Below are 26,440 nucleotides of genomic sequence, written 5' to 3'. Positions count from 1 at the left end.
CCCATTGCGCATATCTGGACAAGAAGTGCTCAGCCTTGGATTTTGTGGTTTATCTCAGATGAAACCTGCCACGAGACTCAACCTGATAGCTTCGACGACCTCATCGCACGCTTTCAAAGTGATTAGAGCAGGTTAGGCTCAAACCTGACATGCCTAACTGACCAAAAAGCCACAAAAACCCGCTGACCTGCCCCTTCTTCTGGACAGGTCCGCCTCTCCCGCGCTAGTTTACAAAAAAGTCGGGCGAAAATGATCCGGCGTATTGAGGCAGTTATGGTATTTCCTGAGCGGTTTTCGGACCTTCCGGCAGCGACGTGGCCACGCTTGCGTGCGCTTCTTGACGTGCCGACAACGGCGTCCGAGGCGATCAACATGACGATTGGCGAACCGCGCCATGCGTTTCCTGCGTTCGTGGGCGATATCATTGCGGACAACCTGGCCGGATTCGGGAAGTATCCGGCGAACAACGGGACCGACGCGCATCTGAAGGCAATTGTCGGGTATATCCGGCGTCGATATGACCTTGAAATACTTCCTGATCAGGTGCTGACACTGAACGGCACACGCGAAGGACTCTATAACGCTGCGATGGCGCTGTGCCCTGAGGTGAAAAACGGGCGGCCAGTCGTGCTGACCCCAAACCCGTTTTATCAGGTTTATGCGGTCGCTGCGCTTTCTGTGGGCGCAGAGCCGATTTACGTGCCAGCGACAGCGGAAACTGGCCACCTTCCAGATTTCCATGCCCTGCCAGAGGATGTGCTGAACCGCACTGCACTGGCCTACATCTGCTCACCAGCCAACCCACAGGGGGTTGTGGCCGATGGGGGTTATTGGCGTGATCTGATCAATCTGGCTGAAAAGTACGACTTTAAGGTGCTGGCGGATGAATGTTACGCTGAGATTTACCGGGATACGCCGCCACGCGGAGCCTTGCATGTCGCGCGCTGGATGCGCGCTGATCCAGAGCGGGTTATGGTTTTTCATTCGCTTTCCAAGCGGTCGAACTTGCCGGGTCTTCGCTCTGGTTTCTGTGCTGGTGGGCGGAACAGCATTGCGCGGCTGCGGCAGTTGCGTGCGTTTGCGGGAGCACCGCTGCCAGAGCCGTTGCAGGCAGTGGCAACTGCGGCTTGGAGCGACGATGCGCATGTGGTTGAGAACCGGGCGCTCTACGCGGAAAAATACGTCATCGCTGACGAAACGTTTGGCGACATCCCCGGCTACCAAAGCCCGCAGGCAGGGTTCTTTTTGTGGTTACCGGTCGATGATGGCGAAGAGGCCGCCGTCAGGCTCTGGCAAGAGACCGGCGTGCGTACCTTGCCCGGTGCCTATCTGAGCCGAGAGATCGGGGGCCAAAACCCCGGCAAACCCTATATCCGGGTCGCCATGGTGGCCCCAAAAGAAGAAATGCAGCGCGGTCTGACCCTGATCCGCGACTGTTTGTACGATTGAGGAACGAGCATATGGCATCTTACCAATCCCGGCGGCGCGATCCGCTTTTGGACAGCACGACACAAGCAGCGATTGAAAAACGCACCAAAGAGCTTTTGGGCCTTGGTCTGCTTTTCGCGGGCTTGTTGATTGCTCTGATGGTGGGCAGCTATTCGCCCGATGATCCAAGCTGGATTTCCGCGACGGATGCCCCTGTGCAGAACTGGCTGGGCCATTTCGGGGCGTCGGTTGCCGCACCTTTGATGATGATCATTGGGCTTGGTATTTGGGTTGTGCCGGTTGTGCTGATGATGTGGGGCCTGCGCTTTGTGATGCACCACGGGCAGGAACGCGCCATCGGGCGTTTGATCTTTGCGCCCGTCGCCATTGTGCTGGCGTCGGCCCATGCCGCGACGCTGACACCCGGTTTTGCGTGGCCTGCGAACTTTGGTTTGGGTGGTCTGTTTGGTGATACTGTGTTGGGTGTTATCCTGACAATTGTGCCCTTCGGTACGATCTTTGGCGTTAAGCTGTTGTCGCTCTTGTCCGGTGTTGCTTTGCTGGCGCTGATGGCCTTTGTGCTTGGGTTCACGCGACCCGAAATGAAGGCGGCTGGCCGCTTTGCGTTGCTGGGCACCGTTATGCTTTATGCCATGTTGCTGCGGGTAATGGGCAAGGGGGCTGCGTTGTCAGCCCAGGCAGCCCAAGGTGTGAACGCCACTGTGCAGGCGCGCCGCGAACAGTTCGCTGAGACACGTGCCGCCCGTGCGGATGAACCTGCGCTGGAAGACCCGTTCTCTGTTGCATCGCTTCAGGAAGATCCGCGCACCCGTGCTGCTGCCGTTGTTCGTGCCAACCCCGTGATGCCGACAGCCGAGCCGCCCCTGACCGCACCAAAGATGCCGCCAGCACCGCCTCTGGCGGCTCCTGCCCGAACCGTCGCACCTGAGCCACAAGGTGGTTTTCTGTCCGGCCTGCTGAAGCGCAATGATGCGATGCCGGAGCCTGAATTGGTGACGCCTGTACCCGTTGATCCCGTCATGCCGGAAGGCGGCAACACGGATCGCGTCAGCGCGCGTATTGCCGATGCGATCAAGAACCGCTCTGTGCCACCAGCGCCAACCGGTGTACGTATTGAACCATCTTTGACCGCTGGCCGCGGCCCACAGCCGCTCGTGTTCGCGCCGTTGGAAGACGACACATCCGCAGATGAAGAGTTGATCGAAACACCAGTTGAAGCGCCGCGCATGGCCGCGCCGCATATGCCAATCCCTCAGGTGCATGTCCCGACACCCGAGCCGCGTAGCGTTGTGCAGCATCCGCCGAAACGCGCACCTGCCCCGTCTCGTCAGGCCCAAGCCGAGGCGCAGCCTGCTCTGAGCTTTGAAGATAAGTATGCCGATTACGAGCATCCGCCGCTTGGCCTGTTGTCCAACCCGATTGATATTCAGCGTCACCACCTGAGCGATGAAGCGCTGGAAGAAAACGCCCGCATGCTCGAAAGCGTGCTGGATGATTACGGCGTGAAGGGTGACATCGTTTCGGTCCGTCCCGGCCCTGTCGTCACGATGTACGAGCTAGAGCCTGCGCCGGGTTTGAAAGCATCCCGTGTGATCGGCCTGTCCGATGATATCGCGCGTTCAATGTCTGCCTTGTCTGCACGCGTTTCCACCGTGCCGGGTCGGTCGGTCATTGGTATCGAACTGCCCAATGAGAACCGCGAAAAGGTGGTCTTGCGCGAAATCCTTTCCCATCGTGACTTTGGCGATGGCAATCAAAAGCTGCCACTGGCGCTGGGCAAGGATATTGGTGGTGAACCGATCATCGCCAACCTTGCCAAGATGCCTCACCTGCTGATTGCTGGTACAACCGGTTCGGGTAAATCCGTGGCGATCAACACGATGATCCTGTCGCTGCTTTACAAGCTGACACCGGAAGAATGCCGGATGATCATGATTGACCCTAAGATGCTGGAACTCAGCGTCTACGACGGCATCCCGCATCTGTTGTCGCCTGTTGTGACCGACCCGAAAAAGGCGGTTGTCGCCCTCAAATGGGTCGTGGGCGAGATGGAAGAACGCTATCGCAAGATGTCCAAGATGGGCGTGCGCAACATTGATGGCTTCAATGGTCGCGTGAAAGATGCGCTGGCCAAGGGCGAAATGTTCAGCCGCACGGTGCAGACCGGGTTTGATGATGAAACCGGCGATCCGATCTTTGAGACAGAGGAGTTTCAGCCGGAAGTGCTGCCTTACATCGTCGTCATTGTTGATGAGATGGCCGACCTGATGATGGTGGCCGGTAAAGAGATTGAAGCCTGCATTCAGCGTCTGGCACAGATGGCGCGTGCGTCGGGTATTCACCTGATCATGGCCACACAGCGTCCGTCAGTCGATGTGATCACCGGTACGATCAAGGCGAACTTCCCGACACGGATTTCCTTCCAGGTGACCTCGAAAATCGACAGCCGCACGATTTTGGGTGAAATGGGCGCAGAGCAGCTTTTGGGCATGGGTGACATGCTTTATATGGCGGGTGGGTCCAAGATTACCCGCGTGCACGGGCCGTTTGTCAGCGATGAGGAAGTTGAGGAAATCGTCAACCACCTGAAAGGCTTTGGCCCGCCTGAGTATATGTCAGGTGTGGTCGAGGGGCCGCCTGATGATCAGGAAAGCAGCATTGATCTGGTGCTTGGCCTTGGTGACGGGTCGGATAGCGAAAACGCACTTTATGACACCGCCGTGGCGATTGTGATCAAGGATCGCAAATGCTCTACCTCCTACATCCAACGCAAGCTTGCGATCGGCTATAACAAGGCCGCTAGACTTGTTGAGCAGATGGAAGACGAAGGCGTCGTCAGTTCCGCCAACCACGTTGGCAAACGCGAGATTTTGGTACCCGAGCAGCACTAACGTGTCAGGAGTGTTGCTTTAGCGGCTTGCTACCCAGAGCAAAGAGGTGTCGATTGGCAGCATGAAGCTGTCCGGCCCCTTTTTGTTCATCCTCGCAACTCTGCTGATCGACGCGATTGGCATCGGCATCGTCTTTCCGATCATGCCCGATCTGATGGACCGTGTCGGTGCGACCAGCACCGCGGAAGGCGCATTTTGGGGCGGGGTGATGATGTCGGCCTATGCCGCAGCGATGTTTCTGTGCGGGCCTATTATTGGCAGCCTGTCGGATGCCTTTGGGCGCAGGCCAATCCTGATTGCCGCCTTGGTCACGTTGACGATTGATTATGTCATCATGGCGATGGCCCAGACCTATTGGGTGCTGCTTGTGGGGCGCGTCGTCGCTGGTATGGCCGGGGCGACATATATAACGGCGACTGCGTACATTGCCGATATCGCCAAGCCCGAACAACGCGGGGCTGCCTTTGGCATGATCGGGGCAGCATTCGGGATTGGCTTTGTCATTGGTCCCGCCCTTGGTGGGCTTGCGTCGGGCTGGCACATTACCGCACCGTTTTGGATTGCTGCGGCATTGTCTGCGGTCAACGTGGCGTTTGGGTTCTTCATCCTGCCGGAATCGCTGAAAGAGGAAAATCGCCGCCCGTTTGGCAGGGGAGATCTGAATCCATTTGCCATCATCCTGCGCGCGATCCGCTTGCCGGGTCTTGCGATCCCGCTGATCTGCATCTTTGTGTTTGAGTTCGCGAATATGGTCTATGTCACGCTTTGGGCGTTTTGGGGACGCGAGGTGTTCGCATGGGATGGGTTCACCATCGGCCTGTCGCTATCGGCCTACGGTATCTTGATCGCTGTCGTGCAAGCCGGCGTGTTGCCGCAATTGACCAAGCGCATTGGCGACTACAAAACCCTGCTGTTCGCGACCGGGGCGGCGATTGTCGGGATGATCGGCTTTGGCTTTGCGGGCGCGGTCTGGGCTGTGGTTATTTTCTTGCCCATCGCTGCGCTGTCAGACATGGCACCACCCTTGATGACCGCTTTCGCAGCCAACCGTGTGGGTGAAGATCAACAGGGGTTGGTGCAAGGCGTGATAGCATCGCTGGCGTCAGTAGCGGCGGTCGTGGCCCCGCTCTTGTTAACCGGCGTGTTTGAGCGTGCGGTCAACGATGATGGTCTTTATCTGCCCGGCGCCCCGTTCTTGATTGCAGGGTTCTTGATCATACTGATTACCCCGCTGGTGCTGCGTATGCGATCTGACGGTACGCCGGGGGAATGAAAAACCCCCGCCTGATCACTCAGCCGGAGGTTCTTTAGATCGTAACGCTGAAGGGTCGCTTTAGAGCAGACCTTCACGCTGGAGCTTTTTCCGAGCCAGCTTGCGCTGACGGCGGATCGCTTCTGCTTTCTCGCGTGCTTTACGCACGGACGGCTTTTCGAAATGTTGCTTAAGCTTCATTTCACGAAAAACGCCCTCACGCTGGAGCTTTTTCTTCAGAGCACGCAACGCCTGATCGACGTTGTTATCACGAACACTAACCTGCATGTGGTTTTCACCACCTCTCTAAGTTAAATTTGCAAAAATTGCAGGAAGTGGGCAGATAGCAAAGGTGGGCTAGTTTGTCTAGTGTCCGCCGTTGCAGGAGATCAGGATCATGACCGCCCCAATAGACCCTATGTTGAACACGCTTTTGGACGCCGCCTTGCCGCATGTGGCATTTGACGGGTGGTCCCCCGCGACGTTCAACGCGGCCATTGCTGATGCTGATATCACTCCCGGTGCTGCCGCCACACTTTGCCCGCGTGGTGCTGTTGATCTCGCCATCGCCTATCATCAGCGGGGTGATGCTGCGATGGTGGCCGCCCTGAAAGAGGCCGACCTGACCGCGATGCGCTTTCGCGATAAGGTCGCCCATGCGATCCGACTGCGCCTGCAAGTGATCGACGATAAAGAGGCCGTGCGTCGCGGCACCACCCTTTTTGCGCTGCCGCACATGGCGGCGGATGGGGCCAAGCTGATTTGGGGCACGGCGGATGCGATCTGGACCGCGCTTGGCGACACGTCGCGCGATGTGAATTGGTACACGAAGCGGATGACGCTTTCGGGCGTTTATAGTGCGGTGATCCTGTATTGGCTGGGCGATGACAGTCTTGACTTGCAGGCAACGGATGCCTTCATCGACCGGCGCATTGACAACGTCATGCAGTTTGAGAAGATCAAAGCGCACGCCAAGGCCAGCCCTCTTTTGAAACCGCTGACCACCACGTTGGAGCGTATGATGGGCTCAGTCAAAGCGCCAGGTGCCGCGACCGACCCTGATCTGCCCGGTGTTTGGCGCGATCCGCAATAGGAATAATAAGTTCATGAAGGCCATCGAGATTTCCCAACCCGGCGGGCCGGAGGTGCTGACCCTTACGGACCGGCCGATGCCGGAACCTGCCCATGATCAGGTGGTGATCAAGGTTGCCTATGCCGGGGTCAACCGCCCTGACGCATTGCAGCGTGCGGGTCTTTATAATCCGCCCAAGGGTGCCAGTGATCTGCCGGGGTTAGAGGCTGCGGGTGAGGTCGTGTCTTGCGGTGCCGGTGTTGCGGGCCTCAAGCTTGGCGATCAGGTCTGCGCGTTGTTGCCGGGTGGTGGCTATGCTGAATACGTGGCGACCCCCGCTGCGCATTGCTTGCCCATTCCCGGTGGTCTGAATTTGAAACAGGCGGCTTGTTTGCCCGAGACGTTTTTTACCGTGTGGTCCAATGTCTTCATGCGCGGCGACTTGAAAGCCGGCCAACGGTTTTTGGTGCATGGCGGCAGTTCCGGGATCGGCACAACGGCCATCCAACTGGCCAAGGCCTTTGGTGCACGCGTGTTTGCGACCGCCGGGTCGGACGACAAATGCACGGCTTGCATGGGTTTGGGGGCAGAGGCGGCCTTTAATTACCGCGAAGACGATTTTGTTGAAAAAATGCAAGCGCTGGGAGGGGCCGATCTGATCCTTGATATGGTCGGAGGCCCTTATATCCAGCGTAATCTCAAAGCGTTGGCGGACGACGGAAAACTGGTGCAGATCGCATTTCTGCAAGGGCCGAAGGTCGACTTGAACCTCGTGCAGCTGATGACGCGCCGGTTGACGATCACAGGATCAACGCTGCGCCCGCAGTCCGATCTGGCAAAGGCACGGATTTCGGATGATTTGCGCAAACATGTCTGGCCGCTGATCACGGCAGGCAAAGTCGCCCCGGTGATGGATCAGGAATTCGTGTTGGAAGATGCAGCCGCCGCCCATGCCCGCATGGAAAGTAGCGCGCATATTGGGAAGATTGTGTTGAAAGTCGCCTAGGTCCGCGCCTTTTCAAACGCGCTCCAAGCCTCCAGCAATTTGTCGAGATCAAAGTCAGGCTCTCGTGCTGGCCCGAGGATGATCTGCTCGCCTGCGAACATCTTTTCAATCGCGGCCTTCAAGTTCGGGATCACCTCAGGTGGAATGACCAATCCGCCATGCCGATCCGCATGCACAAGATCGCCCTGGTTTACCGTCATGCCCATGACATTCACCGGCGTACCCAGTTCGCGCACATGCACAAAGGCGTGGCTGGGGCCTATAGAGCCTGCAATCACCGGAAACCCCTCCGCTAGATCGCCAAGATCGCGCATAACGCCGTTGGTCAGTGCACCGTTCAGGCCAAGGCCTTTATGCACATTCGTATGCACCTCGCCCCACCATGCGCTCACGCAATGGGGGTAATCAACGTCTTCGAGCACGGCAATTGCGGGGCGCGGGCCCTCTGCCATGTTGCGGAAATAGTCCAGCCGCCGGGCGCGGATCACGTTCGGGTCTTCAGTCGGGGCCTCGCGTCCTGCGATCTTGGCGGTGCGCGCAAAACCGACCATGGATTGCCCCGGCGCTGAGCATTGCATTGTCCCTTTCGTGTAGGCGTCAAAGCCACGCTTGCCCTGCGCCACTTCAATGGCATTGCAGACCGTGGGTGTGTCGACCCGTTGCAGCAGGTCGAGCAGGTCGGCGGGGATTACTGGTTCAGCCATTTCGCCAAAGCCTCATTTGTTGCGTCGGGTTGTTCGAGCGTGGGCAGGTGGCCCGCACCTTTGATGATTTTCAGTGTCGCGCCAGAGATCAGATCGTGCATCAACTCATGCCGATGGATCGGGCAAAGCGTGTCGTCTTCACCGCAGAGGATCAGTGTTGGCACTTTGACGCCGCGCAGCGTTTCTTGCTGATCAGGCCGCGACTGCAACGCACGCGATTGGTTGATGAAGACATCAGCGCCCAAAGTCGCGGCCATCGCCATGCAAAGATCAAGGATTTGGCCCATGCGCGGGCCATCGGTCAGATAATTCGGCTTCATTTCATCGCGCATGACGGACCGCAGGTTGCCTGCGCGGACCTTCTCTATCTGCGGTTCCCGGTATTGCGCGATGGCCGGTGCCTCGGCCTTGGGGTTTGTATCCAGCAAAGCCAGCCGGGTGATGCGTTCAGGGGCCTGTCGGATAACCTCCATCGCGATGATGCCGCCCATGGAAAGGCCAGCCAGCGCGAATGTGGGCGGTGCCGTGTCGAGGATATCCTTCGCCAAAGCCTGAACCGTGTCGTGGTCATTGATTGGGGCTGTCACTATCGCACGTTCATGCGAGAATGCGTCGATCTGTGGGCCATATAGCCGTGCATCGCACATCATGCCGGGCAAAAGGACCAGTGGATCGTTCATGGTTTAAACGGCTCCATGCCTGCGCGGGCCAATTCATCGGCCTTTTCGTTTTCGGGGTGGCCTGCGTGCCCCTTGACCCATTCCCATGTCACGTCATGGCGGGCGGCGGCGGCATCAAGGCGCTGCCAAAGATCTACGTTCTTGACCTTCCCCTTTTTCCAGTTGGTTTTTTTCCAGCTATGAATCCACTTGGTGATCCCGTCTTTGACGTAGGAGCTGTCGGTCACGACCGTCAGTTTCGTTGGGCGATCAAGTGTTTCCAAAGCCGTAATTGCCGCCAGCAATTCCATACGGTTGTTTGTCGTTTCAGCCTCGCCCCCGCAGAGCTCGCGTTCCTTCAGGACGGTGTCACCGTCTCGGGCGATCAGCAGCGCACCCCAGCCGCCGGGGCCGGGATTGCCAGAACATGCGCCGTCGGTATAGGCAAAAAGCTCAGGCACCGGATTTGACCCCGCGCATAATGACAAATGGGTCCATTGTTCCAGCCATCCCGCGTTCGACGCCCTCCTTGGTGTAACTCACCGTGAAACCCGCATCGGTGATCAGGCGTTTGAGTTCATCAACAGTCACATAGGTATAGCGACGGTTGATGGCGTCACGGTCCGTACCTTCGCCGGTCTTCATCCCAATGTGTAAGATGCCGTTTGGCTGTGTCGCGCGGTGCAGCATTTGCACATAGCGGGGCAGGTCTTCGCGGGCGGCATGCAGCAGACTGAAGTTGGCCCAAACGCCTGCGTAGATCGACTCGCCGCTGATATCCTCAAAGGTGCCAAGCCGCGCGTCTAAACCGAATTTCTCGGTCGCGATGTTGATCATGCCTTCAGATGCGTCCACCGGATCGGGCACCAGTCCGGCGTCGCGCATGTGCGCTGAAGCGGCACCCGGGCCGCAGCCAAGATCCAGAACGCGCCCGCCTTTTGGCATCAAATCAATGAAGGATTGCAATGATGTGTCGGGTGCATCGCTTGCGACCAAGTTGGCGTAATCCGCCGCTTTGGCATTGTAGGTCGCGATGGTTTCTTTGTCGGCCATATCAAAACACCAATGGCAAATAGGTGATGATCACGATCGCCGTCAAAAGCCCACGCAGATGCATCCACCACGGCGGGGCAAGACCCAGCCGCCAGAAATGCCAGTCCAGCAAAAGCAGCCCAAGAAAGCCCACGATCATATTAACGGCTGCGGTGGTCGGTCCGCCACCTGTCATGAAAAACGCCCAAAGTGCCGGGATCACGGACAAGATATAGCTGGCCGTTGCGATCTGCCCGGTCGCCTTGGTCGCAAACCCCCAAAGGACCCCGGACATGAACGACAGGATCACCGCGCCGTAGAACAGCTGCACATAGGGCCCTATGAACCTGCCGCTCAGGTTCATTTGCCCCCAGAGTGCGAGATCCGGCAGTATGATGGTCGCCGCACCCCAGATAAACGGGATGAGGCCAGCCAAGCCAAGGATCAGGGCAGAGCGTGGGATATCATTCATGCTTTCTCAAACGCCAATCGCAGGCCAAGTGCTGCAAAGATGCCCGCAAAGGACCGGCTGAGCCATTTCATGACGGTCTCACTTTGCAGCAGCCAGTCACGCGCGAAGGCGGCAAAAACGCCGTAGAGGACAAAGATCACAAAGGTCAGCGCCATGAAAATACCGCCAAGCAGAACCATCTCAGCCGTGGCTGTCGCGGGGTTGCCGGATAGGAATGGCGGCAGCAGGGCGAGGAAGAAGATCGACAGCTTGGGGTTCAGGATGTTGATCAAAGCGCCGCGTCGGGCGATCTTGAAGGCGGCTTGTGGTGTGGCATCCGGCCGGATTGCCAATGCGCCATCCGACTTCAGCGCCTGCCATGCGAGATAAAGCAGATAGGCGACCCCTGCGAATTTTACGATCTGGAACAGCAGGGCGCTGGTGTGCAAAAGGGCCGCCAGTCCCAGCGTTGCCGCCGCCAAGTGTGGCACGATCCCAAAAGTGCATCCTGCTGCCGCCGCGATCGCCGCGCGCCGCCCTTGGCCAAGGCCCAAAGCCAGTGTGTAGATCACGCCCGTGCCCGGTGCGATGCATACGACAATGGCGGTGATAAGAAACTGCAGGCTGATCATGGCGCCCCCTCGGTCAAGTGACAAACACCGGGATAATCGGTGACCCAGCCCGCAGTGTCCACTGTCAAGTTCGCGCGGAACCCGCTGTCGCGGTTTTCATAAAGATACCCGGTCGGGGTGCGCCGATAGTGTTGACGCACGACGTGCGGTTTCAGTGCAGGAATGGGGATATACAGCACATCAATCTCGGCGCTTTCCTCTGGGCCAAGGTTCAACCGTCGGATCGGCAAGGTGTTCGTCAGCGCGGTGCAGGCAATATCAACATCGTAGGCCTGAATGCTTTGCTCAATTAATGTGCCATCCGCGTGGTGCCAGCCGAAGGCGTCGCGGCGCAAAGCGAGCTTTGCGGGGTGGTCCTCTGGGCCGTCCAAAGCGACCTCAACAGTCTGGGCCGCCCCGTCCTGATCCGTTGTCAGCCAGTAGCAGGTCGATCCATGCTGACCTGAGACGAACCATCCGTCATCCTTAACCATGACGCTTGCACGGTCACCCCCGCCATCAACCCATTGCCAAGTCAGATCATAGGTCGTCATTGCATTCACGCAGGTTCGCGCAGGACCCGAGGCACTTTGAATTCCACATTCTCCTGGGCCGTGACCACCATCTCGACGGTTGTATCAAAGCGGTCTTTGAAGGCGTCGATCACTTCGGTGATCAGGACCTCTGGCGCAGAAGCCCCGGCTGTAATCCCCATTGACTTGATCCCCTCCAGCGCGCGCCAGTCGATGTCGGTCGCCCGTTGCACCAGTTGCGCGTATTGGCAGCCAGCCCGCGCGCCGACCTCGACCAGCCGTTTTGAGTTGGATGAATTGGGTGCGCCAACCACCAGCATGGCATCGCATTTGGGAGCCATCGCCTTGACGGCCTCTTGGCGGTTCGTTGTGGCGTAGCAGATGTCTTCTTTGTGGGGGCCTACGATCTTGGGGAAACGATCATAAAGGGCCGCGACGATATCAGCCGTGTCATCGACCGATAGCGTGGTCTGGGTCACAAAGGCAAGCTTGTCAGGGTCGCGCACTGTGACGGTGGCGACATCGGCAACAGTCTCAACCAGCAGCACTTCGCCATCTGGCAGTTGCCCCATCGTGCCGACGGTTTCGGGGTGGCCTTCGTGGCCGATCATGATCATTTGCAGGCCATTGTCGGCATGGCGCTGGGCCTCGATATGGACCTTGCTGACGAGCGGGCAGGTCGCATCGACATAAACCATCTCGCGCTTGGCTGCGGCGGCGGGCACCGATTTGGGCACACCGTGGGCCGAAAAGATCACAGGCCGGTCGTCGGGACAGTCGTCCAGTTCCTCGACAAACACAGCACCTTGATCGCGCAGCGCATCGACAACGAATTTATTGTGCACAATCTCGTGGCGCACATAGACCGGCGCGCCCCATTTTTCTAAAGCCATCTCGACGATCTTGATGGCGCGGTCGACGCCAGCACAAAACCCGCGCGGGGCGGCCAGATAAAGGGTGAGAGGTGGTTTGGTCATCGCATACTCCGGTGTCATCACCAGAGGTAAGGGTTTGGGCCGTGTAGGTCCAGCATCAGATGCTGCGGCGGATTGGAGCGCAGTGCGCGCGCCCCAATCTCTGGACGCTTACGTTTCTTGTGTGACTTCTTCTTGTTCCGGCTCAATGCGCGGCTCGCGGGTCGGACGACCAACAACATCGCGCAGCTCGTCCAGTTCGATGAAGTTATCAGCTTGGCGGCGCAATTCGTCGGCGATCATAGGTGGTTGGCTGCGAATCGTTGAAACGACGGAAACGCGCACACCTTTGCGTTGCAGTGCCTCGACAAGAGGCCGGAAATCGCCATCACCGGAAAACAGCACAACGTGGTCGACGTGTGGGGCCAGTTCCATCGCATCGACCGCAAGTTCGATGTCCATGTTGCCCTTCACCTTCCGGCGACCCATGCTGTCGGTGTATTCCTTGGCCGGTTTGGTCACCATCGTGAAGCCGTTGTAGTTCAACCAATCCACGAGTGGTCGAATCGGCGAGTATTCGTCGTTCTCCAAAAGTGCGGTGTAGTAGAATGCCCGAAGCATTTTTCCGCGGCGCATGAATTCCTGCCGCAAAAGTTTGTAATCAATGTCAAACCCAAGCGACTTAGCCGCTGCATACAGGTTTGATCCATCGATAAAGAGCGCCAATCGCTCGTCCCGATAAAACATGGATGGTCCTTCCAAATATAGACCTTGCGCGTTGTTTGTCCGTGAGTGTTATGGTTCGCACAAAGATTTCACTTATTTAATGTTTTCCACGAATGAGGCAAGACAGTCATATGAGCATAGTAAGCCGGTTAGCGCTGATCGCCCTTGGCAGCAACGAAGAATCGGTCTGGGGTGACGCAAGGGAAACTGTACAAAAGTCTATGCTGGCTGTCGGCCAATTATCGGAACAATCAGCGAAATTCAGCGGATTGTTTACAACACCGGCTTTTCCGGCGGGGGCGGGACCGGATTTTGTGAATGCTGCGATGGCGATCTTCACAAAGCTGTCACCGGCGGATTTGCTGGATCAGCTACACAGAATCGAAGCCGATGCCGGTCGCATCCGAACCCGGCGTTGGGGGCAACGCACGCTTGATATTGACCTGATCGCCATTGCCGATGACGTGCAACCAGACGCTGCAACCCATGCCTATTGGCGTGACCTATCACTGGACGATCAGCAGGCGATGATGCCCACTGAATTGATCCTGCCGCATCCGCGTTTGCAGGACCGCGCGTTTGTGCTGATCCCCTTGATGGATGTTGCCCCGGATTGGGACCATCCGCTGCTCGACCTCTCGGTCGCCCAGATGTGTGCAGCACTGCCCTCTGCGGCACAGGCTGACGTGGTGCGGCTGGATGGTGCAAACACCCCTTAGAAAACTGCGCTCCACATGGTCTCTGGCCCTTGTCAACCTCGCTCTAAGCCTCTAAGTAGGCGACTTCCAATGTCCCTTTTGACCCGACTGGAGTACGCCTCATGGCCCGCGTCACCGTAGAAGATTGCGTCGATAAAGTTCCTAACCGGTTTGAACTGGTGATGCTTGCTGCACATCGTGCCCGCGAAATTTCCGCTGGTGGCCCGATCACAGTGAACCGTGACAACGACAAAAACCCTGTTGTTTCTCTGCGTGAGATTGCGGAAGAAACCCAGCAGGCCGCGGATCTGCGCGAGCGCATGATTGAAGCGAACCAGACCCAGATCGAGGTTGATGAACCCGAAGAGGACAGCATGTCCTTGTTGATGGGCGCCGAGACGGACAAGCCCGCAGAAGACGATATGTCAGAAGAGAAACTGCTGCGCGCATTGATGGATGCGCAAGGGCAGCGCTAAGGCCGCCTTACCGGCCTTATATGGATAGGCGCGGGACCGGATGACGAACGCAGATGATCTGATCTCACTGGTCCGCACCTACAACCCAAATTCCAATCAGGTATTGCTGCGCGATGCATTCGCCTTTGGTGCTGAGATGCATGACGGACAGTTTCGCCACTCCGGCGAGCCGTATTTCACGCATCCTGCCGCGGTGGCTGGTATTTTGGCAGAACAGCAGATGGATGACGCCACGCTTGTGACGGCATTGCTGCACGACACGATTGAAGACACCAAGGCGTCTTTTTCTGAGGTCGAGAAACGCTTTGGCCGCGAGATTGCCGAACTGGTTGACGGTGTCACCAAGCTGACGAACCTGCAACTGACCTCAACCCAGACAAAGCAGGCCGAAAACTTTCGCAAGCTTTTCATGGCGACCTCGCGCGATCTGCGGGTGACATTGGTCAAGCTGGCTGACCGATTGCACAATATGCGCACGATCAAATCCATGCGCCCGGACAAGCAGGCCCAAAAGGCGCGCGAAACGATGGATATCTTTGCCCCTCTTGCGGGCCGCATGGGTATGCAATGGATGCGCGAAGAGCTGGAGGATCTGTCCTTCCGTGTCCTGAACCCCGAGGGCCGCAATTCAATCATTCGTCGCTTTATCACGTTGCAGCGCGAAACCGGTGATGTGGTCCAAAAGATCACCGCCGACATGCGGGTTGAGCTGGAAAAAGCCAGTATCACCGCTGATGTGATCGGCCGTGCGAAAAAGCCCTATTCGATCTGGCGCAAGATGCAGGAGAAAGAGCAGGGGTTCAGCCGCCTGTCCGACATCTACGGCTTTCGCATCATTGTAGCGACCGAGGCGGATTGCTACCGCGTGCTGGGTGCCATTCATCAGCGTTGGCGTGCAGTGCCGGGACGGTTTAAAGACTACATCAGCCAGCCAAAATCCAACGGCTATCGCTCGATCCACACCACCGTGTCCGGGCGTGACGGCAAGCAAGTCGAGGTCCAGATCCGCACCCGCGAAATGCACGAAGTGGCCGAGACCGGCGTTGCAGCGCACTGGTCCTATAAGAACGGTGAACGGGTCGAGAACCGCTTTGCGGTCGATCCGGTAAAATGGATTTCCTCGCTGACCGAGCGGTTGGACGAAGATCAGGACCACGATGAATTCCTCGAAGCGGTCAAGCTTGAGATGTATCAGGATCAGGTGTTCTGCTTCACACCCAAGGGTGATGTGATCAAACTGCCGCGCGGGGCGACACCGATTGATTTTGCTTATGCGATCCACACCCGCATCGGATCGGCCTGTGTCGGGGCCAAGGTTGATGGGCTGCGCGTGCCGCTTTGGACCCGCCTGAAGAACGGACAGTCTGTCGATGTGATCACCGCCGAAGGGCAAACGCCACAGGCGACGTGGATTGATATCGCTGTGACGGGTCGTGCGAAAACGGCAATCCGGCGGTCCTTGCGTGAAGAAGACCGCGAACGCTTTGTGCGTCTGGGCCGCGAACTCGCCCGTGTTGCCTTTGAAAATGTCGGCAAGAAAAGCACCGACAAGGCGTTGAAGACTGCTGCGAAAGCACTGGCGATTGACGGCGTTGAAGAAATGCTGGCCCGCCTTGGCAGCGCGGAACTGACCGGGCGCGCGGTTGTCACCGCGATTTATCCCGAGCTTGAGCACGCTCAAGGCGAAGTGATTGACCAGAGGCGCGCTGTTGTCGGTCTTGCCTCCGATCAGGTGCAGCAACGTGGTGCCTGTTGTCAGCCAGTGCCGGGTGAGCGTATCCTGGGCATTACCTTTCGCGGGCAAGGCGTTGTTGTCCATGCGATTGATTGCGAAGCTTTGGCTGACTATGAGGACCAGCCAGAACGCTGGATTGATCTGCATTGGCATGAAGGCACACACGCTGCTGTGAACACCGTCACGTTTGACGCCACGATCGCAAATGATTCTGGTGTCCTGGGACGTATTTGCACATTGATCGGCGAACAAAGCGCCAATATCTCTGACCTTAAGTTCATTGACCGGAAACCAGACTATTTTAGGTTATTGATTGACGTAGATTTGCGCGACGCGGAGCACTTGCACCGCATTCAGACCGCGCTTGAGGCAGAAAGCAACGTGTCGACGATCACACGGCACAAAGATCCGGGGCTTGCGGCCTTGGGCGCGGGCACACCCCGCAGAGAAGGATGACGACTTTTGGTATTCAAACGCAGGGATAGACGCGCGATCTGGCAGATCGTGCTGGATTTCTTCTATCCCCGTGGTGGTTGGACCCGTGCCTTTGAATACGTCAAACATCGTGTGCGCCGTCTGCCTGACACGCCTGAAAAGATCAGTCGTGGCATCTGGGCGGGTGTTTTTATCTGTTTCACACCGCTTTTTGGTCTGCATTTCGTCTTTGGCGCGATCATCGCGCGGTTGCTGCGTGGCAATATCCTTGCCGCCTTGATGGCGACGTTCTTTGGTAACCCACTGACCTTTCCGCCCATTGGTTACTTGTCCATCAGTCTGGGGTCTTGGATGTTGGGCCTGCCGCCGGGACGGAATGACCACCTTGGTCAAAAATTCGCGGATGCCAGCTATGATCTGTGGAACAATATCGTCGCTGTTTTCACGCCTGCCCGGATCAACTGGCATGGGCTTCGCGTTTTTTATGACGATGTGTTCTTTCCTTATCTTGTGGGCGGGATAATTCCTGGATTGATCACTGCGACGGTTGCCTACTATCTGGCTGTGCCTGTGATCAGCGCTTATCAGATGCGCCGCAAGAAAGCGTTGCTGGCAAAGCTTGACCAGTTGAAGAAAAAGACATCACCTAGCGAAGACGCCAGCAACTAAGCTGCTCAAGACAAAGGAATGCTCCCGATGACCAAGAAACTGCGCCTTGGGGTGAACATTGACCATGTGGCGACCGTGCGGAATGCGCGCGGTGGGGCTGTGCCTGACCCGGTCCGCGCCGCCGTTATGGCAGAAGAGGCGGGCGCTGACGGGATCACAGCGCATTTGCGCGAGGATCGCAGGCATATCTCGGATGCGGATATCGAAGGGCTGATGGCCGCGTTGAAGGGGCCGTTGAATTTTGAAATGGCGGCGACGCAAGAAATGCAAGCCATTGCACTGCGCCATAAGCCTCATGCAGTGTGCATCGTGCCTGAAAAGCGTGAGGAACGGACCACAGAAGGTGGGCTGGAGGTTGCCCGCGAAGAAAACTCCTTGGCGCATTATATCGCACCTTTGCGTGATGCCGGGTGCCGCGTGTCGATCTTTATCGCAGCTGATCAGCGCCAGATCGAAGCCGCGCACCGGATTGGTGCGCAAGTGATCGAACTGCACACCGGTGCTTACTGCGATGCCCATGCCGAAGGGCGTTTTGACGCGCGTGACGAAGAGTTGCGCAAATTGACCGAGATGGCAGCCTTTGCCGATGATCTGGGGCTAGAGGTCCATGCCGGTCACGGTCTGACCTATGATTGTGTGTCGCCAGTCGCCGCTTTGCCGCAGGTCGTTGAGTTGAACATCGGCCATTTTGTGATTGGCGAGGCGATTTTCCGCGGTCTTGGCCCCACAATAGGCGAAATGCGCCGTATCATGGATGAGGCGCGCGGGTGATCAAGCAAGTCGTTTTTCTTGATCTGCCCAATGACTATGATCGCAGAGCGTTGACCGGGATCATGGACGGTATCGGCGTGATTGATCTGGATATCAGCGCATGATCTTGGGTGTCGGCACGGATTTGGCAAATATCGAACGCATCGCAGGTACGCTGGACCGCTTTGGTGACCGCTTTCGCGATCGCGTCTTCACGGATATCGAACAAGGCAAAGCGGAGCGGCGCAAAGACGTGGCAGGCACCTACGCCAAACGCTGGGCCGCGAAAGAGGCGTGTTCCAAAGCGCTGGGCACCGGCCTGCGCATGGGTATTTCGTGGAAAGACATGGCCGTGTCCAACCTGCGCACCGGCCAACCCGTGATGGCGGTCACCGGCTGGGCTAAAGAACGGCTGGATCAAATGACCCCAGAAGGCCACGAGGCCATCATTCACGTGACTTTGACCGATGATCACCCTTGGGCGCAGGCTTTTGTGGTGATTGAGGCACGGCCCATCGCTTGACAGCACAGGCGCGCGCCCTCATGTAGCCTCAAACCCAAAGCAAGGATCAGGCAATGGCCGAAAAAGCCGAAAACACAGGATTTATCGCCTGGCTTATCGAGACAGTGAAGACAGTCTTTTGGGCGCTGATCATAGCAGGCATATTTCGGACGATTTTCTTTCAGCCGTTTTGGATCCCATCAGGATCAATGAAAGACACATTGCTGATCGGGGACTTCCTGTTCGTCAACAAAATGGCCTATGGCTACTCCTACGCGTCCTGCCCGTCGATCCGTATCCCTCAGGTCGGGCTAGATCTTGGCGCTGACGATTTTTGCGGCTTCCTTGAGGACCGCGAAGACCGCATCTTTGGCGCGGACCCGGAACGCGGCGACATCGTCGTCTTTCGTCACCCGGTGGATGGGCGCGACTTTATCAAGCGGCTGATCGGCGTGCCCGGTGATCGCATTCAGATGATCGACGGTGTGCTGCAGATCAACGATGTGCCCGTGACAGTGGAACCGGCAGGCACGTTCACTGAGATTATGGAACCCCAAGGCCCGCTTGGCCTGCGACCCCAATGCGCAAATGGTGCTGTGGGTTTTGGTGCCAATTGCGATAAGGCGCGGTTCATCGAAACGCTGCCCAATGGGGTAAGCCACGCGATCCTTGATATCGGGCCTCGGCCCACCGACAACACCGGTGTGTTCACTGTTCCTGAGGGGCAGTTCTTTTTCATGGGCGACAACCGCGACAATTCCACTGACAGCCGCGTCGCCCAAATCTCACGCGGTGTGGGCTTTGTGGAACGCAAGGATATCGTTGGCCGCGCAGATCGGGTGATGTTTTCATCCGCAGGTCGGTCGATGTTTGCGTTCTGGACATGGCGGTCGGATCGTTTCTTCAAGGCGCTCGATTGAAGCTCTCAGCCGAACTGACGGCCTTTTCTCAAAGGCTGGGGCATAACTTCGCCAAGCCAGAAATCCTGATCCGTGCGGTCACCCATTCTTCCATCGTCAGTCCGCATCGTGACGATAATCAGCGGTTGGAATTTCTGGGCGACCGGGTGTTGGGCCTTGTGATGGCCGAGGCGCTGCTGCAAGCGGACCCATCTGCCCCCGAAGGCTTGCTTGCCCCGCGCTACAACGCGCTGGTTCGGCGTGAGGCCTGTGCCGATGTCGCGCGCCAGATTGATCTGGGGGCGGTGCTGAAACTGGGCCGATCCGAGATGAAATCAGGCGGTCGCCGGAAAGAAGCGTTGCTGGCTGATGCGATGGAAGCAGTGATTGCCGCGATCTATCAGGACGGTGGGTTTGATGCGGCTCGCGCGGCGATCCTGCGCCTTTGGGGTGACCGGATCAAAAATGTGGCCGCTGATGCACGCGATGCAAAGACCGCGTTGCAAGAATGGGCGCAGGCCCGTGGCGAGGTTCCGCCGCAATACATCGAGGTCGCGCGCACTGGACCTGACCACCAGCCGGTGTTTACCATTGAAGCGCGTTTGGCCTCTGGTGCTTCCGAGCAGGCGACTGCCGGATCAAAGCGCCATGCCGAGCAGGCCGCCGCGACCGCCCTTTTGAAGAAAGTCGATACATGACCGATGCCCCAACCAAAGCCGGTTTCGTTGCCCTGATCGGCGAACCGAATGCTGGCAAATCGACGCTGCTGAACCACATGGTTGGCGCGAAAGTGTCGATTGTGACCCATAAGGTGCAAACGACGCGCGCGCGCATTCGCGGCGTGGCGATGGCGGAAAATGCGCAGCTTATCTTCGTTGACACCCCCGGTCTTTTTAAACCGCGCCGCCGATTGGATCGGGCGATGGTTGCGGCCGCTTGGGGCGGGGCTGCGGATGCGGATGTTGTCGTTTTGATGATCGAGGCACATCGCGGGGTCACGGATGGCGTGAAGGCGATTTTGGAAACGCTGTCCGAGCGGGCAGGGAAATCGCCTGTCGCATTGGCGATCAACAAGATCGACAAGGTAAAGTCCGAGGTGCTGCTCGCGCTGACCAAACAGATGAACGACGCCTACCCATTTGCAGAAACCTTTATGATCTCGGCAGAACGCGGGCATGGCTGTGACGCCTTGCGCGATTGGCTGGTCACACAAGTGCCCGAAGGTCCGTATCTTTACCCCGAAGACCAGATTGCTGATCTGCCGATGCGTATGATTGCGGCAGAGATGACGCGCGAAAAACTGACGCTGCGCTTGCATCAGGAATTGCCATATGAATTGACGGTTGAGACCGAGAATTGGGAAGAACGCCCCGACGGGTCTGCCCGAATTGATCAACTGATCTATGTCGCCCGCGATGGGCACAAGGGTATCGTGCTGGGTAAAGGGGGCGAGACGGTCAAGGCAATCAGTCAGGCCTCACGGCTTGAGTTGGAAGAGTTTTTGGGCCGCCGCGTGCATCTGTTCGTGAAGGTCAAAGTGCGACCTAATTGGCTGGAAGAATCCGAACGGTACTCGGAAATGGGCCTTGATTTTAAAGATGGCAACGCTTGAAGCTAACGGCTGAGATATGGGTGTCTGCCTATCTGACACGGCTGCGTCTGATCGAAATCCCTGCCTTCATCGTGCAGCGTGGCGATAGCACCGCAGGCGCTGTCCTCGTCAAGCTCAACACGCTTGATGGCAAGGCTTGTTGTTATCAGCGCAGTTTTGACCTGATGACGGGTGACCGCAAATGGATGGTCTTGGCTGAGGGCGATGAGGCAGAGGTTGATTTGTCCGTGTCAAAGCAATGCGGTTTTGACCCTGATCTTTGGGTGATCGAGGTTGAGGATAAACAGGGCCGTCATCTTTTGGATGAACCGGGGCTTGAATAACTCCCGCCTGAGGCATCATCCCTGACAACACGCACTGCCGCTTGCAAGTGAGGTCGAACCGGTCTGATATGGGCCTTATGAATTTGGCTGACCAACATGATTGAATGGCGTTCTGAAGCAGCATTGCTTTCTACACGGCCTTTTGGTGAAAACAGCGTCATTATTGAGGTGTTCAGCGCCTCTCATGGCCGTCACGCCGGTGTTGTCCGTGGCGGAACCAGCCGCAAGGTCGCACCGATCCTGCAGCCGGGTGCGCAGTTATCAGTGGCGTGGAAAGCGCGGCTCGATAGCCACTTGGGCAGTTTCACAGTAGAGCCGATCCGCAGCCGCGCAGCGGTGGCAATGGGGGACCGCCTTGCCTTGGCCGGGCTGAATGCTGTGTGCAGTCTGTTGGCGATGGTCCTGCCAGAACGCGAAGCCCATGCGCCGCTATATGACCGCACGATTGCATTGCTGGATTTGCTGGGTCAGTCCGACGTCTGGCCGCTGGCCTATCTGCGGTGGGAGCAGGCTTTGCTGGAGGAAATGGGCTTTGGCTTGGACCTCTCCGCCTGTGCGGTGCGCGGTGTGAATGAGGAGTTGATTTATGTCTCGCCAAAGTCAGGCCGTGCTGTCAGCCGTGAAGCGGCAGGTGAATGGGCCGACCGAATGCTTGCCTTGCCAGAGGTGCTGGCCGGCAAAGGGGATGCGTCAAACGATGAAATTCTCAGGGCCTTGGGGACCACCGGTTATTTTATCGAGCATCGTCTGATCAAAGGTCTTGGCGATCGTCCCATGCCTGGCGCACGCGCCCGGCTTCTCGATGCAATTGCGCGGGTTAAATGAGCTTGTTGTCGATCAGATAGGTCGCGGAGGACGCGGCGGCCTTGGGTGCCTGCCGCATGCCACGCCGCAAGGTGGCAATGGCCCGGGCGTTATCCATCTTGTCCACGCGACCCAAGCTTGGGATAATTGATCTGATCGCCGGATCAAAAAGCCCCAGAAACTTGATCACGAAATTCGGTGCGACACGGGTCGGAATCTTGCGGTCTGGATGCGCCGTCTTGATTGCTTTCGCTATTTGAGAGAATGAGAGAAAGCGATCCACGACCATGATCCGCTGACCGATCGTATCGGGCTTGTCGATCACGGTGACATGCATTTCAGCGACGTCCAGCACATCGACAGTCGCAAATCCGATATCGGGCAGCATCGGGTCTTTGCCCCGGACCAAGCGGGCGATCACATTGATGGAGGTGCCAAAGTTTTTATCAAGTGGCGCACCCAAAACAAAGCCGGGGTTGATGGTGGTCAACTCCATCTCGGGCGCTTCATCGCTGATGAATGCCCATGCTGCTTGTTCTGCGAGCGTCTTGGATTTTGTGTAGGGGTTGATCTCGGGATCGTCCGGGTTGGTCCAGTTTGTTTCGTCAAATGCGGTGTCGCCACCGGGCAATTCCGATCCGCTGATTGCGGCGGTCGAGGATGTCAGCACGACCCGTTTCACGCCAGCCTTTTGTGCTGCACGCAGTGCCCGCAATGCGCCGTCAACTGCTGGACGGATCAAGTCATTTTCATCCTTGGGTTGGGTCAGCGGAAAAGGCGACGCGGTATGCATCAACACATCGACGCCTGCCATCGCGTCTTCCCACCCGTCATCGGAGGTCAGATCAAGTGCGACAAAAGTCAGCCTGTTTTCAAGGTCATCCGCATCTGTCAGGTGCGGGCGCACCGCTTCTGTCACCTCGGCCCCACGAGACAGGTCGCGTACCGTGCCACGCACGTGGTGCCCAGCCTCAAGAAGTTGCAGCGCGATATGCTTGGCGATGTAACCGGATGCTCCGGTAAGCAGAACAGTCTTAGGCAATTGCGGCTCCTTTTTGCGCTACCCTATTGCACTTAGCCACAGGTAGCGCAAAAGCAACCTAGTCGAGCAAACGACGTGCGATGACTTGCGCTTGAATCTCTGCGGCCCCTTCAAAGATGTTAAGGATACGCGCGTCACACAGGATACGGCTGACTTTATACTCCAAGGCAAAACCGTTGCCGCCGTGGATTTGCAGTGCGTTGTCGGCGCAGGCCCAGGCAATCCGTGCACCCAGCAGCTTGGCCATCCCTGCCTCAAGGTCGCAACGGCGGTCGTTGTCTTTTTCATGTGCGCTGAAATAGGTCAGTTGGCGGGCGACCATGATCTCAACCGCCATCATTGCCAGCTTGCCTGCGACGCGTGGGAACGCGATCAAAGGCTTGCCGAATTGCTTGCGATCCTGCGCATATTGCATGCCGACGTCCAAAGCGGATTGCGCGACGCCCACGGCACGGGCCGCAGTCTGGATGCGGGCGGACTCGAAGGTCTGCATCAACTGCTTGAAGCCTTTGCCGGTTTCGCCACCAAGCAGGTTTTCGCCCTTGATCGCAAAGCCGTCGAAGGCCAGTTCATACTCTTTCATACCTCGATAGCCGAGCACTTCAATCTCACCGCCGGTCATGCCGGGGGTGGGGAATGGGTTTTCTTCAGTGCCAGGGGTCTTTTCGGCCAGAAACATGGACAGGCCGCGATAGTCAGTCGTCTCAGGATCGGTCCGCGCGAGCATCGTCATCACATGGGTGCGGGTCGCATGGGTGATCCAAGTCTTGTTGCCGGTCACTTCCCAGTCATCGCCTTTCTTGACCGCACGGGTGCGCAGGGAACCAAGATCGGAGCCGGTGTTGGGTTCTGTGAACACCGCCGTTGGCAGGATTTCAGCAGAGGCGAGGCCCGGCAACCATTTCTGCTTTTGTTCTTCAGTCCCGCCACACAGTATCAGTTCTGCCGCAATCTCGGACCGGGTGCCGAGCGAGCCAACGCCGATGTAGCCGCGCGAGAGTTCCTCGGACACCACGCACATCGACGCTTTCGACAGGCCAAACCCACCGTATTCTTCGGGGATGGTCAGGCCGAAGACGCCCATTTCGGCCATCTCGTCGATGATTTCCAGCGGGATCAGTTCATCCTTGAGGTGCCAGTCATGCGCATCAGGCTCTACCCGGTCGATACTGAAGCGGCGGAACTGTTCGCGGATCATTTCCAGCTCGTCATCAAGGCCAGACGCGCCGACGGTGATATTGGCAGATTGTTCCTGCATCAGCTCACACAGGCGCATCCGTGCCGCTTGCGTGTTGCCCGACCCCGTCAGCGTCATGACCGCAGGTTGCATCAAGCTACGCATGTCATCCTGCGACAGGCCGATGTCTTGCAGGCGCAGGATCTCTCCCTGACTCATCGGGATGCCGCCGTAGATCTGCCAAAGGTATTCACCAAAGGCGATCTGGTGGATCAGCTGTTCCACCTCACCAAATTTACCATCCGCTTGCAGACGTTCAGCCCAGTTTTGCATTTGCTGCAAGGACTGTGCGTAGGTGGCCAGCCAGGCAAGGCCGTGGGCCGCTGTCTGGTTCTCTTCGATCAGCTTGCCAGAGATGCGGTCGCCGTCTGTCACAGTGGCGCGCACGGCGTCTTTTGCGCGTGCGAGAACGTCTTCAACAGCAGGAATTGCGTCGGCGGTCAGCGACAGCAGATCAGCCAGAACTGGGTTTTGGTTCAACGTCATATCCTGACCATCATGCGCCATTTTGCGACTCCTATCAATTTGCAGGTGCAGAGATAATCACTTTGCAAGTGCAGCGCAATAATTATTCACCAAGACACGTCGTTACGCACAAAAGTGTCGCACGTGATTTCTTTCTGGAATGTCCTGACCAATGTCGTAAGACAAGATATGCCCGAGTTTTCGCCTCTGATAACCCCAGCGATTTTTGCCTTTGCCTGCGCTGTGACGCTGCTGGGTGGCTTTGTCAAAGGTGCCGTCGGATTCGCGATGCCGCTGATCATGATTTCGGGGATGGGCATTTTCATTCCGCCGGAATTGGTCATTGCGGGCATCGTGATCCCGATTGTGATTGCCAATGTCCTGCAAGTAGCGCGTTCGGGGATCGGAAATGCACAAGCGTCGCTTAAGGAACACTGGCGCTATATTATTGTCGTTTGCGTCATGATTCTGGTGTCTGCTCAGTTTGTGCGCAGCATTCCGGGCGACGTGATGTTCATTGTGCTGGGTGTGCCGGTTGTCGCCCTGTGTGTCATTCAACTTATCGGCTGGCGTCCGCGTATTAAGCCACAGTGGCGTCGCCCCTTTGAATGGACCGCAGGCGGCCTTGCCGGGACCTTGGGCGGTTTGGCGGGAACATGGGGTCCGCCGACGGTTCTCTATCTTTTGGCGCTTAATACGCCCCGCGAACGGCAGATGTCGGTGCAAGGGGTGATCTACGGGCTTGGGTCCGTGATGCTACTGCTGGGCCATTTGCAGTCCGGTATTCTGAACGCGCAAACCTGGGGGTTTTCGGCGGCTCTGGTGGTCCCCGCGTTACTTGGCATGTGGTTGGGGTTCCGGCTGGGAGATCGGTTTGATCAGGAACGGTTCCGCAAGGCGACCCTATGGGTGTTGATCATCGCGGGCGCCAATTTGATCCGCCGTGGTGTGATGGGCTAGGACAGCAGTTCCAGATAGCCGCAGGCATTGGCGAGTTGCGGCACAGCGCGCGGGTCCACCACTTCAAAACTGACCGAATAAAGCGCCTGATCTCCTGACATCGCCGTGAATTCCCATGTGCCAAGGACCAGTTCATAGCTGTAATCAAACTGATAGAATGTCAGTGAAGGATCGCTACCACTGATCCGCGTGGCAAAGGTCTGCATCGTTGCGTTTGTAGCGCCCATCTTTGGATGAGTCAGAACCATGTTGATCCCGTCCAGACCGCCTGTTGCGACCGCTTGCGCTTTCACACCAAAACCAACGCCCAGCACAGCAGGGACTTGCCGCGTGGTGCTGACGAAGTCCGGTTCTTCAGCGATGATATGCGTCGTGCCAGCCACGGTGCCCGGCGCGGGTACTGATCCGATAGGGTCGGGCGCGCAAACAATGCCGGCCTCAAGCGATGCGATTTCGGAAGATGTGGCAATGTCAGCCGAGGCGACTGTCATGCTCAGGCATAAAACGGCGGTCAGGGTGTAGGTCGGTTTCAT

At 57.6% G+C, this 26,440-nt stretch carries 30 protein-coding genes; 17 read left to right on the top strand and 13 right to left on the bottom strand.

Translation table 11 applies throughout. The features are described 5' to 3' along the window. The first annotated feature begins 249 nt into the window (after positions 1-249). From MWU60_RS15135 to MWU60_RS15125, 3 genes are all read left to right on the top strand, one after another. Positions 250-1,449 (top strand): aminotransferase class I/II-fold pyridoxal phosphate-dependent enzyme, encoded by a 1,200-nt coding sequence (locus MWU60_RS15135; RefSeq protein ID WP_247228220.1) that lies wholly within the window; start codon positions 250-252, stop codon positions 1,447-1,449. An 11-nt stretch (positions 1,450-1,460) separates the two neighbouring features. Continuing rightward, positions 1,461-4,340, top strand: coding sequence for a DNA translocase FtsK (locus MWU60_RS15130; RefSeq protein WP_247228219.1), 2,880 nt, complete (start codon positions 1,461-1,463; stop codon positions 4,338-4,340). Positions 4,341-4,401: 61 nt separating this feature from the next. Further along, positions 4,402-5,613, top strand: coding sequence for an MFS transporter (locus MWU60_RS15125; protein WP_247228218.1), 1,212 nt, complete (start codon positions 4,402-4,404; stop codon positions 5,611-5,613). A gap of 60 nt (positions 5,614-5,673) precedes the next feature. On the opposite strand, the gene rpsU is transcribed toward MWU60_RS15125, so the two are convergent. Further along, a complete protein-coding gene (gene rpsU / locus MWU60_RS15120; protein ID WP_008231221.1) occupies positions 5,674-5,880 on the bottom strand; it encodes a 30S ribosomal protein S21 in 207 nt (68 codons plus the stop codon). A gap of 109 nt (positions 5,881-5,989) precedes the next feature. Here rpsU and MWU60_RS15115 point away from each other — a divergent pair, with 109 nt between their 5' ends. Together MWU60_RS15115 and MWU60_RS15110 are read left to right on the top strand one after the other, a co-directional pair. After that, positions 5,990-6,685 (top strand): COQ9 family protein, encoded by a 696-nt coding sequence (locus MWU60_RS15115; protein ID WP_247228217.1) that lies wholly within the window; start codon positions 5,990-5,992, stop codon positions 6,683-6,685. Positions 6,686-6,698: 13 nt separating this feature from the next. Beyond that, positions 6,699-7,670, top strand: a complete 972-nt coding sequence (locus MWU60_RS15110; RefSeq protein ID WP_247228216.1) for an NAD(P)H-quinone oxidoreductase — start codon at positions 6,699-6,701, stop codon at positions 7,668-7,670. On the opposite strand, the gene MWU60_RS15105 is transcribed toward MWU60_RS15110, so the two are convergent. The 9 genes from MWU60_RS15105 to MWU60_RS15065 all read right to left on the bottom strand — a co-directional run bounded on the left by MWU60_RS15105 (position 7,667) and on the right by MWU60_RS15065 (position 13,321). After that, on the bottom strand, positions 7,667-8,374 hold the full coding sequence (locus MWU60_RS15105) for an RraA family protein (RefSeq protein ID WP_247228215.1): 708 nt from the start codon (positions 8,372-8,374) through the stop codon (positions 7,667-7,669). The two genes, MWU60_RS15110 and MWU60_RS15105, sit on opposite strands and share 4 nt — an antisense overlap. Next, the gene (locus MWU60_RS15100) at positions 8,359-9,054 is read right to left on the bottom strand and encodes an alpha/beta fold hydrolase (protein WP_247228214.1); all 696 of its coding nucleotides are present in this window, start codon (positions 9,052-9,054) and stop codon (positions 8,359-8,361) included. The genes MWU60_RS15105 and MWU60_RS15100 overlap by 16 nt, the downstream gene beginning before the upstream one ends. Beyond that, a complete protein-coding gene (gene rnhA, locus MWU60_RS15095) occupies positions 9,051-9,494 on the bottom strand; it encodes a ribonuclease HI (RefSeq protein WP_247228213.1) in 444 nt (147 codons plus the stop codon). The genes MWU60_RS15100 and rnhA overlap by 4 nt, the downstream gene beginning before the upstream one ends. Continuing rightward, positions 9,487-10,086 carry a class I SAM-dependent methyltransferase gene (locus MWU60_RS15090; protein ID WP_247228212.1) on the bottom strand — a complete coding sequence of 200 codons (600 nt, stop codon included), beginning with the start codon at positions 10,084-10,086 and terminating at the stop codon, positions 9,487-9,489. Before MWU60_RS15090 ends, rnhA begins: the two co-directional genes overlap by 8 nt. A 1-nt stretch (position 10,087) precedes the next feature. Next, positions 10,088-10,537: a DUF3429 domain-containing protein gene (locus tag MWU60_RS15085; RefSeq protein ID WP_247228211.1), complete on the bottom strand. Its 450-nt coding sequence runs from the start codon at positions 10,535-10,537 to the stop codon at positions 10,088-10,090. After that, positions 10,534-11,148 (bottom strand): LysE family translocator, encoded by a 615-nt coding sequence (locus tag MWU60_RS15080; protein WP_247228210.1) that lies wholly within the window; start codon positions 11,146-11,148, stop codon positions 10,534-10,536. Before MWU60_RS15080 ends, MWU60_RS15085 begins: the two co-directional genes overlap by 4 nt. Then, positions 11,145-11,681: a putative glycolipid-binding domain-containing protein gene (locus tag MWU60_RS15075; RefSeq protein WP_247228592.1), complete on the bottom strand. Its 537-nt coding sequence runs from the start codon at positions 11,679-11,681 to the stop codon at positions 11,145-11,147. Before MWU60_RS15075 ends, MWU60_RS15080 begins: the two co-directional genes overlap by 4 nt. A 5-nt stretch (positions 11,682-11,686) precedes the next feature. Beyond that, on the bottom strand, positions 11,687-12,637 hold the full coding sequence (gene ispH, locus MWU60_RS15070) for a 4-hydroxy-3-methylbut-2-enyl diphosphate reductase (protein WP_247228209.1): 951 nt from the start codon (positions 12,635-12,637) through the stop codon (positions 11,687-11,689). Between the two features lie 108 nt (positions 12,638-12,745). Continuing rightward, the gene (locus MWU60_RS15065; protein ID WP_247228208.1) at positions 12,746-13,321 is read right to left on the bottom strand and encodes an NYN domain-containing protein; all 576 of its coding nucleotides are present in this window, start codon (positions 13,319-13,321) and stop codon (positions 12,746-12,748) included. A gap of 110 nt (positions 13,322-13,431) precedes the next feature. Between MWU60_RS15065 and folK the strand changes: the two genes are divergently transcribed. The 11 genes from folK (at position 13,432) to recO (ending at position 22,224) form a co-directional block, all read left to right on the top strand. After that, positions 13,432-14,019 carry a 2-amino-4-hydroxy-6-hydroxymethyldihydropteridine diphosphokinase gene (gene folK / locus MWU60_RS15060; RefSeq protein WP_247228207.1) on the top strand — a complete coding sequence of 196 codons (588 nt, stop codon included), beginning with the start codon at positions 13,432-13,434 and terminating at the stop codon, positions 14,017-14,019. A gap of 101 nt (positions 14,020-14,120) precedes the next feature. Continuing rightward, entirely contained in the window at positions 14,121-14,474 is a 354-nt protein-coding gene (gene rpoZ / locus MWU60_RS15055) for a DNA-directed RNA polymerase subunit omega (RefSeq protein ID WP_247228206.1), read from the top strand. A gap of 40 nt (positions 14,475-14,514) precedes the next feature. Beyond that, positions 14,515-16,665, top strand: coding sequence for a bifunctional (p)ppGpp synthetase/guanosine-3',5'-bis(diphosphate) 3'-pyrophosphohydrolase (locus MWU60_RS15050; RefSeq protein WP_247228205.1), 2,151 nt, complete (start codon positions 14,515-14,517; stop codon positions 16,663-16,665). Positions 16,666-16,671: 6 nt separating this feature from the next. After that, a complete protein-coding gene (locus tag MWU60_RS15045) occupies positions 16,672-17,313 on the top strand; it encodes a DUF2062 domain-containing protein (RefSeq protein ID WP_247228204.1) in 642 nt (213 codons plus the stop codon). A gap of 27 nt (positions 17,314-17,340) precedes the next feature. Further along, positions 17,341-18,084 carry a pyridoxine 5'-phosphate synthase gene (locus tag MWU60_RS15040; protein WP_247228203.1) on the top strand — a complete coding sequence of 248 codons (744 nt, stop codon included), beginning with the start codon at positions 17,341-17,343 and terminating at the stop codon, positions 18,082-18,084. Between the two features lie 100 nt (positions 18,085-18,184). Then, entirely contained in the window at positions 18,185-18,586 is a 402-nt protein-coding gene (acpS, locus tag MWU60_RS15035) for a holo-ACP synthase (protein WP_247228202.1), read from the top strand. A 53-nt stretch (positions 18,587-18,639) separates the two neighbouring features. Continuing rightward, positions 18,640-19,485 (top strand): signal peptidase I, encoded by an 846-nt coding sequence (lepB, locus tag MWU60_RS15030; RefSeq protein WP_247228201.1) that lies wholly within the window; start codon positions 18,640-18,642, stop codon positions 19,483-19,485. Continuing rightward, positions 19,482-20,162 carry a ribonuclease III gene (gene rnc, locus MWU60_RS15025; protein WP_247228200.1) on the top strand — a complete coding sequence of 227 codons (681 nt, stop codon included), beginning with the start codon at positions 19,482-19,484 and terminating at the stop codon, positions 20,160-20,162. Before lepB ends, rnc begins: the two co-directional genes overlap by 4 nt. Further along, complete coding sequence (gene era, locus MWU60_RS15020; protein ID WP_247228199.1) at positions 20,159-21,076, top strand: GTPase Era; 918 nt, start codon at positions 20,159-20,161, stop codon at positions 21,074-21,076. The genes rnc and era overlap by 4 nt, the downstream gene beginning before the upstream one ends. Then, positions 21,073-21,399 carry a DUF1491 family protein gene (locus tag MWU60_RS15015; protein ID WP_247228198.1) on the top strand — a complete coding sequence of 109 codons (327 nt, stop codon included), beginning with the start codon at positions 21,073-21,075 and terminating at the stop codon, positions 21,397-21,399. The genes era and MWU60_RS15015 overlap by 4 nt, the downstream gene beginning before the upstream one ends. A 96-nt stretch (positions 21,400-21,495) precedes the next feature. Next, positions 21,496-22,224 (top strand): DNA repair protein RecO, encoded by a 729-nt coding sequence (recO, locus tag MWU60_RS15010; RefSeq protein ID WP_247228197.1) that lies wholly within the window; start codon positions 21,496-21,498, stop codon positions 22,222-22,224. Here the strand turns inward: recO and MWU60_RS15005 are convergent. Continuing rightward, positions 22,217-23,245: an aldehyde reductase gene (locus tag MWU60_RS15005; RefSeq protein WP_247228196.1), complete on the bottom strand. Its 1,029-nt coding sequence runs from the start codon at positions 23,243-23,245 to the stop codon at positions 22,217-22,219. The genes recO and MWU60_RS15005 overlap by 8 nt on opposite strands. 58 nt (positions 23,246-23,303) lie before the next feature. After that, a complete protein-coding gene (locus tag MWU60_RS15000) occupies positions 23,304-24,989 on the bottom strand; it encodes an acyl-CoA dehydrogenase family protein (protein ID WP_247228195.1) in 1,686 nt (561 codons plus the stop codon). A gap of 147 nt (positions 24,990-25,136) precedes the next feature. On the opposite strand from MWU60_RS15000, the gene MWU60_RS14995 reads away from it, so the two are divergent. Continuing rightward, complete coding sequence (locus MWU60_RS14995) at positions 25,137-25,907, top strand: sulfite exporter TauE/SafE family protein (protein ID WP_247228194.1); 771 nt, start codon at positions 25,137-25,139, stop codon at positions 25,905-25,907. Here the strand turns inward: MWU60_RS14995 and MWU60_RS14990 are convergent. Beyond that, entirely contained in the window at positions 25,904-26,440 is a 537-nt protein-coding gene (locus MWU60_RS14990) for a DUF3859 domain-containing protein (RefSeq protein WP_247228193.1), read from the bottom strand. The two genes, MWU60_RS14995 and MWU60_RS14990, sit on opposite strands and share 4 nt — an antisense overlap.

This window comes from Yoonia sp. F2084L, from assembly GCF_023015625.1.
In the GTDB taxonomy this organism is placed as follows: Bacteria; Pseudomonadota; Alphaproteobacteria; order Rhodobacterales; family Rhodobacteraceae; genus Yoonia.
The sequence above is the reverse complement of the archived record's forward strand: the minus strand, read 5'-3'. Positions and strand labels throughout refer to the sequence as shown.